General features: G+C 56.5%; 10 protein-coding genes. 3 read left to right on the top strand and 7 right to left on the bottom strand.

The genetic code is table 11. The features are described 5' to 3' along the window. Position 1: 1 nt before the first annotated feature. Complete coding sequence (locus HVA01_RS00215) at positions 2-1,060, bottom strand: ABC transporter substrate-binding protein (protein ID WP_146872463.1); 1,059 nt, start codon at positions 1,058-1,060, stop codon at positions 2-4. Between the two features lie 346 nt (positions 1,061-1,406). Between HVA01_RS00215 and HVA01_RS00210 the strand changes: the two genes are divergently transcribed. After that, positions 1,407-2,975 (top strand): BCCT family transporter, encoded by a 1,569-nt coding sequence (locus HVA01_RS00210; protein ID WP_146872462.1) that lies wholly within the window; start codon positions 1,407-1,409, stop codon positions 2,973-2,975. Between the two features lie 138 nt (positions 2,976-3,113). Next, entirely contained in the window at positions 3,114-4,667 is a 1,554-nt protein-coding gene (locus HVA01_RS00205; protein WP_146872461.1) for a BCCT family transporter, read from the top strand. Between the two features lie 28 nt (positions 4,668-4,695). On the opposite strand, the gene HVA01_RS00200 is transcribed toward HVA01_RS00205, so the two are convergent. Continuing rightward, positions 4,696-5,514, bottom strand: coding sequence for a flagellin N-terminal helical domain-containing protein (locus tag HVA01_RS00200; RefSeq protein WP_146872460.1), 819 nt, complete (start codon positions 5,512-5,514; stop codon positions 4,696-4,698). Positions 5,515-5,588: 74 nt separating this feature from the next. Beyond that, entirely contained in the window at positions 5,589-6,035 is a 447-nt protein-coding gene (folK, locus tag HVA01_RS00195) for a 2-amino-4-hydroxy-6-hydroxymethyldihydropteridine diphosphokinase (protein WP_146872459.1), read from the bottom strand. Between the two features lie 163 nt (positions 6,036-6,198). Here folK and HVA01_RS00190 point away from each other — a divergent pair, with 163 nt between their 5' ends. Continuing rightward, positions 6,199-6,972, top strand: coding sequence for an SDR family oxidoreductase (locus HVA01_RS00190; protein ID WP_146872458.1), 774 nt, complete (start codon positions 6,199-6,201; stop codon positions 6,970-6,972). Positions 6,973-7,033: 61 nt separating this feature from the next. Here the strand turns inward: HVA01_RS00190 and ybiO are convergent, their stop codons facing one another. From ybiO to trhO, 4 genes are all read right to left on the bottom strand, one after another. After that, a complete protein-coding gene (gene ybiO / locus HVA01_RS00185; RefSeq protein ID WP_146872457.1) occupies positions 7,034-9,442 on the bottom strand; it encodes a mechanosensitive channel protein in 2,409 nt (802 codons plus the stop codon). 153 nt (positions 9,443-9,595) lie between these two features. Continuing rightward, complete coding sequence (locus HVA01_RS00180) at positions 9,596-10,027, bottom strand: YqaA family protein (protein ID WP_146872456.1); 432 nt, start codon at positions 10,025-10,027, stop codon at positions 9,596-9,598. Between the two features lie 17 nt (positions 10,028-10,044). Continuing rightward, positions 10,045-10,866, bottom strand: a complete 822-nt coding sequence (locus HVA01_RS00175; protein ID WP_146872455.1) for an IclR family transcriptional regulator — start codon at positions 10,864-10,866, stop codon at positions 10,045-10,047. Between the two features lie 180 nt (positions 10,867-11,046). Then, complete coding sequence (gene trhO / locus HVA01_RS00170; RefSeq protein WP_146872454.1) at positions 11,047-12,039, bottom strand: oxygen-dependent tRNA uridine(34) hydroxylase TrhO; 993 nt, start codon at positions 12,037-12,039, stop codon at positions 11,047-11,049. Between the last annotated feature and the right edge of the window lie 177 nt (positions 12,040-12,216).

Genomic DNA, 12,216 nt, shown 5'->3' with positions numbered 1-12,216 from the left:
CTTATTCGCCCTCGGCCGAAAACAGCATGCGCTCTTCCTGGGTGGGTAAGTAACTTGAATTAAACACCTGATCTGGCGTTGGAATTGACTCAAGCTCATAGGCATCGGCGACCAGCTGAATCGACTGTGCCAGGCGTTGGTCATCCACGCCACCTACGCCATTTTCGCGCACTTCGGGAGTGTCGACGACGCCATCAATAGCCAGTTTTAGGCGCCGTGTCTCCATCTCCACATCAATCAGGCCGTCACGGTTTTTAACGTACTCAACGGCCGCTTCAGGGTCGGCAATGGTTTCACCCAGGGCACGGTTGAAGGCGCGCAGAAAGCCTTTCACGGCGTCTGGATTAGCCTCGGCGAAGGATTCGCTGGCGATGATGGCGTTACCGTATAGCGGTACGCCGTAGTCAGGGAAGGGCATAATCGTCAGGTCCTCTTCACTCATGCCGCGCTCTTCAAGGTTGAGCAAGCTGGTGAAGTAGAAGCCGGTAATCGCATCCACATCGCCACGGGTCAGCAGGGTTTCACGCAGGGTGGGGTCGACGTTTTGCCATTCCACCGCGTCGGCGTCCAGATCATTGGCAGCGGCAAACACGCCCCAGGCACGGTAGCCGGTATCGAAGGTGGGGGCAGCGATGGTTTTACCGGCCAAATCCGCCGGGCTTTCGATCCCGCGGTCCTTGCGGGCAAACACCGCGGCGGGCGTGCCGTCATAGACGATATAGACGCCTTGAATACCGGGGCCATCGGGGTTTTCAGCGAGAAACTCGACCAGTGCATTAAGATCGCCAAAGCCCATTTCATAGGCGCCCGAGGCAACGCGATTAATCGCCCCTGCCGAGCCGCTGCCGGAGTCAATCTGAACGTCCAGCCCTTCGTCGGCGAAGTAGCCTTTCTCTGCGGCCATTAAAAACGGCGCGGAGGGGCCTTCAAAACGCCAGTCCAGCTGAAAGCGTATCTGAGTATCGTCGGCATGACCCATGGCGGGTAGCAACAACAAAGCCGCCGCGCAGCCAGCGAGCAGGCGCGGAGCAGCTATGCGTAAAGAATCGGGCGTCATCATGGTCAACCTACCTTGTATACAAAATATGCCTTACCAATTGCAGCAATATTGCCAGATTAATTTTTATCGTTAATTATCAATTTGTTGTTAACCACCTGCGGCAAGCGATGGCCTTTCAATGCGCCACAATAGTGCGATTGGGCTTTTCTAGCGCACCAAAATAAATCACATTAGACGTTAGTCTAAAAAGGCGATATACTGAACTCAGTTTCCTGTCCTTGCGCCATTCTCTGAATGGCGCTTTTTTTTATCTGCTATTTGGCACCTTAATCAGCACCACGCCGATCAGCAAGCGGCGTTGATAGGCTGCGGTTTAAGCTGGCCCTGCCCCTACAAGGTATTCAACATGAATCACCCCGCCCCCAAAGGCGAAGCCCCCAACATTGATGGTTCCGGGCGGCTTTCGCTAGGCGATCCTATTGTTTTAATCTTGAGCATCGGCTTTATCGTTGCCTTCCTGGCGCTATCATTTTACGACGTCACCTTCGTCGCTGAGTCGATCAGCAAAGGGTTTGCCTGGACGGCGTTAGCGTTGGGTAGCTATTTTCAGCTGCTGCTCCTGCTCACTTTCTTTATTGCCATCGGCTTGGCGGTCACCCCCGCCGCAAAAGCCAAAATCGGCAACTTAGATGCACCAGAAATGAGCACGTTTAAGTGGCTCTCGATCATTTTGTGCACGCTGCTGGCAGGCGGCGGGGTCTTTTTTGCCGCTGGCGAGCCGGTCTATCATTTCATCGTCACGCCGCCCGCTTTTAGCAGTGAGGCAGGCACGGTGGAAGCCGTCTCCAACGCCCTAGCACAGTCGTTTATGCATTGGGGCTTCATTGGCTGGGCGGTACTCGGATCGCTAACGGCTATCGTGCTTGCCCACGCCCACTATGTAAAAGGCCAGCCATTACAACCACGCACGCTGCTCTATCCTTTATTGGGAGAGCGGCTAATGCGTGGCCCCCTGGGCGGGGTCATTGATGCCTGCTGTGTTATAGCCGTTGTCGCCGGTACGGTGGGGCCCATTGGCTTTTTAGCGACTCAGGTAAGTTTCGGCCTGCATGAGGTGTTTGGTCTGGCCAACAGCTACACCAGCAAATTGGTCATACTCGCGGTATTAGCCAGTATGTACGTGCTTTCAGCCATGAGCGGCGTGCATAAGGGCATGCAACTGCTTAGCCGTTTCAATGTGTTCCTGGCCCTGGCAGTGGGTGCCGTGATTATCGTGTTTGGCCCGACGCTATTTTTAGTCAATAGCTACCTTTCCAGCATGGGGGTCTATATGAGCGAGTTCTTCCCCATGGCAACCATCACCGCCGAAACCGCGCCCGCCTGGTGGATGCAGTGGTGGACGGTGTTCTTCTTTGCCTGGTTTATTGGCTTTGGCCCGCTGGTAGCGATTTTTGTAGCGCGCATTTCCCGCGGTCGCAGTATCCGCGAGATGATCATCGCGGTGGCGGTTCTGGCCCCGATTGCCACCACCGTGTGGTTTACCCTGCTGGGCGGCTCAGGCATTTACTATCAGCTGAACGGGGTGATTGATCTCACCGCGGCGCTGAATAACTTCCAGTTTGATGTTGCCACGTTGACGGTTGCTCAGGCATTGCCGGGCGGCGCCTGGATGACGTTGGCCATCTTAGTGCTGACGACGATCTTTGTCGCTACCACCGGCGACTCCATGAGCTACGCCATTGCCGTCGTCGGCGCAGGCCACGATAATCCTAACCCTTACATGCGGGCCTTTTGGGGTATCGCCATGGCCGTTATGGCGGCGGTGCTGCTCTATATGGGCGCTGGGCAAATCTCGGCGCTGCAGCAGTTTATTGTGATTACCGCCATCCCCGTGTCGTTCATCCTGCTGCCCTCGCTATGGGATGGTCCCAAAGCGGCCTACGCCATGGCCCGCGAACAGGGCATTATTGACTGAGCGCGTTACCCTAAAATAGACCGATAGCCCTGCCAGTAGACGCAGAATCCTCTGCGGCTACTTGGCCGTTAAACCGCTTAACGCCCCGCTTTGATAGGCTGTTACTTTCATTTTCCTCCTCCCCACAAGGTATTTATCATGACCCAACCCGGCCCCAGTGCCGAGGGTGCCAAGCGGTTTTCGCTTGGCGATCCTATCGTGCTGATCTTGAGCATCGGCTTTATCGTCGCCTTCTTGGCGCTGTCGCTTTACGATGTCGCTCTGGTGGCTGATAACATCAGCGCAGGCTTCGCTTGGACCGCGCGCGCCTTAGGCAGCTACTTTCAACTACTGCTCCTGCTTACCTTTTTTATCGCCATTGGTTTGGCCATGACCCCAGCGGCAAAAGCCAAAATCGGCAACTTAGACGCACCGGAAATGAGCACGTTTAAGTGGCTCTCGATCATTTTGTGCACGCTGCTCGCAGGTGGTGGGGTCTTTTTTGCCGCTGGCGAGCCGGTGTACCACTTTGTGGTCACGCCGCCCGCCTTTGATAGCGAAGCAGGCACCGCTGACGCTGTCTCCGGCGCCTTGGGGCAATCCTTTATGCACTGGGGCTTTATGGCTTGGGCCGTGCTGGGTTCTTTGACCGCCGTGGTGCTGGCGCACGCCCACTACGTAAAAGGCCAGCCGCTACAGCCGCGCACGCTGCTTTACCCGATTTTCGGCGAACGGCTAATGCGCGGCCCATTAGGCAGCTTGGTTGATGCTTGCTGCGTGATTGCCCTGGTGGCTGGCACCGTTGGCCCAATTGGCTTTTTGGCCACCCAGGTCAGCTTCGGCCTACATGAGCTGGTGGGCCTGCCTGAGGGTTATACCGGTCAACTGATCATTCTGGCGGTATTAGGCAGCATCTACGTGCTGTCTGCTATGAGCGGTGTGCACAAAGGTATTCAACTACTCAGCCGCTTTAACGTACTGCTGGCGATGGCTATCGGGGCGGTCATTATTGTGTTTGGTCCAACGCTGTTTTTAGTCAATAGCTATCTTTCCGGTATGGGCGCTTATGTCAGCGAGTTCTTCACCATGGCGACCATGACCGCCGAAACCGCCCCCGCCTGGTGGATGCAGTGGTGGACGGTGTTTTTCTTTGCCTGGTTTATCGGCTATGCACCGCTGATGGCGATTTTTGTAGCGCGGATATCGCGTGGCCGCAGCATCCGCGAAATGATCATCGCGGTTGCGATTCTGGCGCCTATCGCGACCACCGTGTGGTTTACCCTGCTCGGCGGCTCGGGCATTTACTATCAGCTGAACGGGGTGATTGATCTCACCGAGGCGCTGAATAACTTCCAGTTTGATGTCGCCACGTTGACGGTTGCTCAGGCGCTGCCCGGCGGCACCGTGATGGCGCTGGCCATTTTGCTACTGACCACGATTTTCGTCGCTACCACCGGCGACTCCATGAGCTACGCCATTGCCGTCGTCGGCGCAGGCCACGATAACCCCAGCCCTTACATGCGCGCCTTTTGGGGTATCGCCATGGCCGTTATGGCGGCGGTGCTGCTCTATATGGGCGCTGGGCAAATCTCGGCGCTGCAGCAGTTTATCGTGATTACCGCAATTCCGGTGTCATTCATCCTGCTGCCGTCGCTATGGAATGGCCCTCAGGCGGCTTACGCCATGGCCCGCGAACAGGGCATTATTGACTGAGCGCGTTATTCTCTAATAGACCTTAGCCCTATAGCCCTTCCAGCAACCGCAAAATCATCTGCGGCTGCTGGTTGGCCTGGGCCAACATAGCGATACCCGCCTGCTGCAGAATTTGCCCGCGCATAAGGTTAGAGACTTCCCGAGCATAGTCGGCGTCTTGGATACGCGAACGGGCGGCGGAGGTGTTGACAATACTGTTATTGAGGCCATCAATCACACTCTCGAAGCGATTCTGCACGGCGCCCATGTAGCTGCGCTGGCGATCCAACCGCTTAATGGCCTCATCCGCACTATTGATAAGGGTTCCCGGCCCGCCGTCGTCCAATACGCTTAAGTTTTCCAGCCCCAGCGCCTGTAAATTCATGGCTTCAAAACGCACGGCAATGCGATCACCCGCGTTAGCGCCAACCTGAATGTTCAGCGACTTGGTCTCGTTGATTAGCCCGATACCGTTGAAGTTACTCTGCCCTGCCACGCGGTCAATTTCTTCCATACGCTGACCAATCTCCGCTTGGATAGAAGCAAGGTCGTTAGAGGAGTTGGTGCCGTTAGCCGCCTGAACGCTCAGCTCACGGATGCGTTGTAGGTTGTCGTTAATCTGATTGAGCGAGCCTTCCGCTGTCTGCACCATGGAGATGCCATCGTTGGTGTTGCGGATCGCCTGGGTCATGCCTTTAATTTGTGACGTCATACGATTGGCAATCGCCTGACCGGCGGGGTCGTCCTTGGCGCTGTTGATGCGCATACCGGAAGACAGCCGCTGCATGGCGGTCTGCATGGCTTGCTGACTGCTGCGCAGGTTCTGCTGCACACTGAGGGAGATTAGATTGGTATTGAGACTGAGCACCGCGCGCCTCCAGGCTGATTCAGCCAGCCCACACGCACCGGGCTATAGATGTACTATCGGCAGGCGGGCAAAAATCATAAGCATTTTTGCGGCTCAAGGTGGCGGCCACTGCTAACCAATACTTCGTCGACGGGCTTTTTCACATAATCGTACTGGTAGTAGCCATCATCGACCACTTCGCCATCCCAGGCCACAATATCCAGGTCCATGGTGCGTGGCCCTGATTTAATCGCCCCCCGCACGCGGCCTAAACGGTCCTCCACTTCCTTGAGGTAGCCGCGGAACGCTTCAAACTCCAGGGAAGTGATTACCAGCAGCGCCGCGTTAAGGAAGTCGGGCTGCTGCTGGTAACCCACCGGCGTTGTGCGAATCGCTTTTGACCGCGCCAGCAACTCGCATTCATCACTGAGAATGGTCAGTGCTTGAACGAAATAGTGGTCAGGATCGATATTACTCCCCAGTGAGATTAAACACTCATGACGAGAAGCGTTCTGCTCGGAAGACAACGTCATTGGTGGCATAGCGACATCCTGTGCAATGTGGCGCTGGCAAGCGCACGCCCGATTGTGGCGGTGCAAATTAGATTCAATGCTAACCCTGCGTGCAATTCATGTACAAGACATTGACAAACGCTACGCTCACGCAGAAAGTCTCACCATGCCAACAATGCACAGGAAACGTTGTATGCACCAACACGCAGCATTGATTACCGGCGGTGCCACCCGCCTAGGACGCTACTTTGCGGAAGCTTTGGCCGAAGCGGGTTACGACATTGCCCTGCACGCTAATCGCTCCCGGGATGAGGCGGAAGACGTCGCTCGCAGCATTCGTGCTCAAGGGCGGGAGTGTGAAATATTTTACTGTGATTTTTTAAGCGATGAACTAAACACCGAACTCAGCGAGTTGCTTAACGCGGTAAAGCAGCGCTTCCCGGGCCTTAAACTACTGCTTAATAGCGCGTCTGCCTATGAACCGGCGCCGATTGGCGCGACCGAACTTGCAATGCTGGAGACCCAGTTCCGGGTCAATCTGTTTACTCCGCTGCTGCTTACGCGCTACTTCGCCCAAACCGTCCAAGCAGGCCAGGTAATCAATATTATTGATAACAAAGTGGCCTATCACCAATACCCTTACGCGGCGTATCTACTGTCAAAAAATAGCTTAGCAGAGATGACCCGCATGGCAGCGCTGGAGTTCGCCCCGCGCATTCGGATCAACGGCATTGCCCCTGGCGTGGTGCTGCCTGCCTCCCAACGCTCAAGCGACTATATTGACTGGCGCATCGACGGCATTCCCGTCAAGCATCAAGGCAACCCCGACCATCTGGTGCAGGCCTTGCACTATCTGCTCCACAACGACTTTGTCGCCGGGCAGATTCTGTTTGTCGATGGCGGTGAGTCGATCAATGTAGAAGGCCGCCACTCGGAAAACTACCCGGTTAACACGCAGTCACGTTAGCGCTCAGCCAACAAAAGGGGCTGCCCGATAGGCAGCCCCTTTTGCTTAGACGATGCGGCGTTTAGCGCCCTTCAGGGGCGTCGACGTCATCGTGGTCGGGCTTGATATGATCGGTGTCCGACGTTTGCTGCACATCCTGATGGGAGGCGGGCACCTGCTCACCTTCCGGGTCTGCCGGATGCGTTGGCTTAGCGCCTTTTTCCTCGGCGATAGAGTCGATAACGCGCACGTTAGCGGGCGGTGCGCTACCGTCCTTGTTTTCGCCAAAGTAAAGCGTGGTATGCGGGAAGGGTATTTCGATACCGGCTTCGTCGAAACGCATCTTGACGAAGCGGTTGTAGGCGCGCCCCACACTCCACTGGTCGCCTGGCGTGGTTTTGATGACCACACGGATATTGACCGAGCTATCCGCTAAGGCCACCACCCCGGCAACGGTAAGGTCTTCGAGCAGCTTGGGGCCGTGCTCTTCGCTGGCCTTGAGATCCTCAAACGCCACTTTGAGCTGCTCAATGGCGTCATCGATACTCTCACGATAGGCAATGCCGTATTCGCCGACGTGGTTACCAAACTCGCGCATGTAGTTGGACACCGTGTCGACACTGGAGAACGGCACGATATGGTAAGTCCCCGATAAGTCACGAATACCCACCGAGCGGATACTCAGCCGCTCGGCGGTACCCGTTATGCCACCGACGGTGACCACATCGCCGGTGTTCATGGCATTTTCTACCTGGATAAACACCCCGGTGATTACGTCTTGCACCAGCTTTTGGGCGCCGAAACCAATCGCCAGACCCAGCACACCTGCACCGGCAATTAGCGGGCCGATATTGATGCCTATTTCCGACAGTACAATCATGCCGGTAATCATTACCATGGCAATGGCCAGCGCATTGCGGAACAGGCTAAGCAGGGTTTTTGCCCGGGCCGACGGTTCGCCGTAACCGGTTTCCGGATTGAGCTTGTGCTCAATCAGGCTCGCCAGACCCAGCCAGACGGCGAGCGATACAATCAAGATCACCGTCACACTGGAAAGGTTGCCGATCAGATTGGCGCCGCCTTCAGACGCATACCAAGCGGCTAGATCAAAGGCGCCCCAGGCATTTAGCACCACCATGATGACCACGATAAGAATAATCGTACGCAGCACCCTTAGCGCATTGGGCACATAGCTGTTCAAGCGTTTCTCAAGCAGCGGCAGTTTGCGCCGCAGGTCGTCAGAAAGCTTAATGCGGCGGCCAATGGTCTGGGTAAGAAAGGCCGACACCAGCAGCCCCACCACAATCGCGCCCAACGACTTCAAGGTGGCGAACAGCACAAACGGCAGCGCGTCGCCAGGGCGCGTTAAGGTCAACACAAACACGATCAAGAAATACAGCAACGCGAACAGGTGCCAGGTACGCGCAAATAGCTGCAGCGAAACACGGCTTGCCGTTAGCGTTGTTTTGGCGGCCATCTCGTTCAAATTATCGCGCAGGCGTTTACGGTTTTTAAGTACCACGACCATCGCGTAGATAAACGCCAACAGCATAATCAGCGTGCCTAACGCCTGGCCAAGCGACGCGGCTAAATAGAAGTTAACCAGCGGCACCACGACCATTAGCCCGTAGCCCACCATGCCAAGCAAACGCGCTAACCAGCGGTTCCAGTAGGAAGCTTCCTGGGCAGAAATGGGCAGCAGACGCAGCCCTTCGTAGCGTGAAGAGAACAACATCCGCACACCCGCTTTAAGCAGCTCAATAATTAAGAACGCATTTAAAAACAGCGAGGCGCGGGTCGACAGCTCACCGGTTTCACCGACCGCAAACGTCGCCACCAGATTACCGCCCACATAGGACAAACTAACCAGCAGTACATCAATAACCGCCGCAATCGCCACACAGACAATCAGGCGCAGCACAGGGTTCAGGTTATGACCATTTAACGACCAGCCGCTGATTTTAGTAAACAGCGGTTTGGCAATTCGCCGGAAAAGCACAAAAATAACGAAGGTCGCAACAATCACGATGCCCAGATTGATCGCCGCACTGGTGAAGGCGGCCATATCAAAGACACTGTCTTCCTCTTGCCCTGCAAACAGATCGCCTACCAGGCCAACCACTTGCTCAAACTGCCCACCCACGTCGCTCACCACACTACTGGTCAGCTCAGCCAACTGACGCGGCAGCGACACGTCTTCCGGCGCGATATCGCTGCCCTGGGCGGCGGCTTCCGGCGAGCTGGCGACACCGCCGGGCAGCGACGAGGCTTGATTGCGCAACATCTCAATCAATTCCTGTCGCGACTGCTCGTTTTCCAGGAGGTCTGCCAACGCTTGGTAGGACGTCGGCGCCGCCGCTTCTGACGCTGCCGCACCATCGGCATTGGCCGATTCACTTGACGTGCTCTGCGCCATTGCGGGCGTGGCCAATAAGGCAACCATGGCCAATAGCCAGACACCTAGCCAGGGTAATAAACGAAGTGGCTTCACACCTGAACCTCCTTTTTAGTGGGTATTTTGTTCGCTCTAACGGCCGTATGTTGTTGCACCACTAGATTCTATCCGGCCATTTTTTGACCATGTTGCCAATATAGCTCGTTGCTTTATACAAAGCTGTACAGGATAACATGACTTAATGGCGCTTCACTGACACAGCGGCGCCAGCCAATAATGCGCGAGCAGCAATACCACCGCGTAGCGAGTGCCTTTGGCGACCAAAATCCATGCCAGCGCTCGCCACCAGGGCAGCCGAAACACACCGGCCAGCACGGTAAGCGGGTCGCCAATCACCGGCGCCCAGGATATCAACAAGCTTAGCTCGCCAAAACGATGGTACCAGCCTTCCGCTCGGGCCAGGCCACGTGGCGAGGCGGGGAACCAGCGGCGGTCTTGAAACTGGCGTGCGTAGCGGCCTAACGCAACGTTGATCATGCTACCCAATGTATTGCCCAGCGTGGCTACCCACCAAAGCGCCAGCGGCGATTCGCCAACGCACCACAGCCGCGCCAGCCATACTTCCGAACCACCCGGCAATAACGTGGCGCTGACCAAGGCGACCCAAAACAGGCTTAGCATAGCGTTAGCCGCGCCCGTTAGCGCGGCAACTGCCCACCCAACTGCTGGGTAATCTCGGCGGCGGTCTGGCGAACCAGCGCCCCCAACGTCAGCAGGCGGGCTTCCGGGATACGGGCCATCGGGCCTGACACCGAGATCGCTGCCAGCGGCGCGCCGTGTTCATCAAACACGCAGGCCGCCGCGCAGTGCAGGCCGACCGCATGTTCTTCACGGTCGCAGGCGAAGCCCTGGGCGCGAATCTGCGCCATCTCAGCCTGCACGGCATCGGTCTGGTAGAGCGTATTGGCGGTCACCCGCACTAGCTCACGATTGGCTAGCAGCTGGGCACGCTCGTCATCGGGCATCCACGCGAGCAGTGCTTTGCCTACGCCGGAGGCGTGCAGCGGCGCGCGGGAGCCCAGCCGGGTGATCATGCGCATCATCTGTGGGGATTCGTGCTGAGCCAAGAACACCGCCGTGGCCTCATCGCGAATACCCAGGTTGGCGGTTTCACCGGTTTCTGCGGTCAAACGGCGCAGAAAGGGCCGGCTGGTCGCCACGACGTCGCGGGCTTCAAGAAAGCTATTGCCGATACGGAAGGTTTTGACATCGATTCGCCACAGGCCCTGCTCGTTTTCCTGGGTCACAAAGCCCTGGCTTTGTAAGGCTTGTAACAGGCGGTGGGTCGTAGACGGCGCTAATTCGGTCATCTCCGCCACGTCTGAAAGGGCCAGCCCCAGCGGGCTGGCCGCGAGGTGTTCCAGCAGCGTTAAGCCACGTACCAGGGATTGGCTGTGCCCTCCACTGGCTTTGGCAGTATTCGCCGGACGGCCGACCGTCCTGCGCTTGGCGTCACTCACTGGTTCTCTCCTAAAAGCCTCTCCTGAGGGCGTCTCGGGGGAAGGCAAACTGCCTAAAGACGCCCCGCTGGGATACACAAAGACCGTCAGGATAACGTGTCAACGCCGCCGCTGTCGCGTTTACGGAAACGAATTCCACTCACTCAGCGATGCTTGCAACGATGCTAGCCGCTCTATTTTTCAGCCATGCGATTTCATTTTGCGGGTATCGCGGCCTAAGGGGTGCGGTTCGCCGCGCGCTTTGGCGAGTTCAATTTGACGCTGGCGCTCACGCGCAGCGTTGCGGGTTTTCTCCGGCAGCGAATCGATACAGTGGGGGCAGCTAATGCCCGGCTCATAGGCACAAGACTGCATATCCTCGGCGGAGATGGGCATACGGCAGGCGTGGCACTGCTCGAACTCGCCTTTGCTTAGATCGTGGCGAACCGTAACGCGGTTATCGAACACAAAGCACTCACCGCGCCATAGCGATTGCTCTTCGGGGACTTTTTCCAGGTAGTTCAGCACGCCGCCTTTTAGGTGGTAGACCTCGTCGAAGCCCTCTTTAAGCATAAAGCTAGAGGCTTTTTCGCAGCGGATACCGCCGGTGCAGAACATGGCGACTTTTTTATGCTTCTCAGGGTCGTAGTGCTCGCGCACGTACTCGGGAAACTCGCGGAACGCGGTGGTTTTAGGGTCTATCGCCCGTTCAAAGCTGCCGATGGCTACTTCGTAATCGTTGCGGGTATCAATCACCAGCACTTCCGGGTCGGCAATGATGTCGTTCCAGTTTTCCGGCTCAACGTAGGTGCCCACGGTGTCGTTAGGGTCAATATCCGCCACGCCGAGCGTCACGATCTCTTTTTTAAGTTTGACCTTGGTACGATAGAACGGCGTTTCGTCGCAATAGGACTCTTTGTGATCGATATCGGCGAAACGCGGGTCGGCGGTCAGCCAAGCAAGCAATGCGTCAATGCCTTCGCGGCTGCCCGCTACCGTGCCGTTAATACCCTCTTTCGCCAGCAGCAGCGTGCCCTTGACGCCATGATCGAGCATGGTTTGGCGTAGCGGTTCGCGCAGCGCTTCGAAATCGTTCAGAGTGACAAATTTATACAGCGCGGCGACCACGATAGGCAGCACGGGGCTTGAAACCGTGCTTGAGACCGTGCTTGAAACGGGGCTTGATACAGACATTCACTTGCTCCAGGTAGTCACCCGCGTAAAGGGCGGACCGGGTTAAAAGAGGCGCCTATATTAACGAAAAGTGCACCGAAAGTTTAGCGTAGCGCGCCATGTAAAGGCTTAACGCCTTTGATCTAGCGCAACCAATGCGAAAAACATCGATTTATTCGAAGCTAACGTGCTGAAAGC

Origin of the sequence: Halovibrio variabilis (genome assembly GCF_007991175.1) — a bacterium.
In the GTDB taxonomy this organism is placed as follows: domain Bacteria; phylum Pseudomonadota; class Gammaproteobacteria; order Pseudomonadales; family Halomonadaceae; genus Vreelandella; species Vreelandella variabilis.
Note: the sequence above shows the minus strand (reverse complement) of the source record. Positions and strands in the feature narration are given on the sequence as shown.

Excerpts from the sequence above, each read along its gene's own strand:
- HVA01_RS00215 (WP_146872463.1), bottom strand. The coding sequence starts at position 1,060 with ATGATGACGCCCGATTCTTTACGCATAGCTGCTCCGCGCCTGCTCGCT.
- HVA01_RS00210 (WP_146872462.1), top strand. The coding sequence starts at position 1,407 with ATGAATCACCCCGCCCCCAAAGGCGAAGCCCCCAACATTGATGGTTCC.
- HVA01_RS00205 (WP_146872461.1), top strand. The coding sequence starts at position 3,114 with ATGACCCAACCCGGCCCCAGTGCCGAGGGTGCCAAGCGGTTTTCGCTT.
- folK (WP_146872459.1), bottom strand. The coding sequence starts at position 6,035 with ATGCCACCAATGACGTTGTCTTCCGAGCAGAACGCTTCTCGTCATGAG.
- HVA01_RS00190 (WP_146872458.1), top strand. The coding sequence starts at position 6,199 with ATGCACCAACACGCAGCATTGATTACCGGCGGTGCCACCCGCCTAGGA.
- HVA01_RS00180 (WP_146872456.1), bottom strand. The coding sequence starts at position 10,027 with ATGCTAAGCCTGTTTTGGGTCGCCTTGGTCAGCGCCACGTTATTGCCG.
- trhO (WP_146872454.1), bottom strand. The coding sequence starts at position 12,039 with ATGTCTGTATCAAGCCCCGTTTCAAGCACGGTCTCAAGCACGGTTTCA.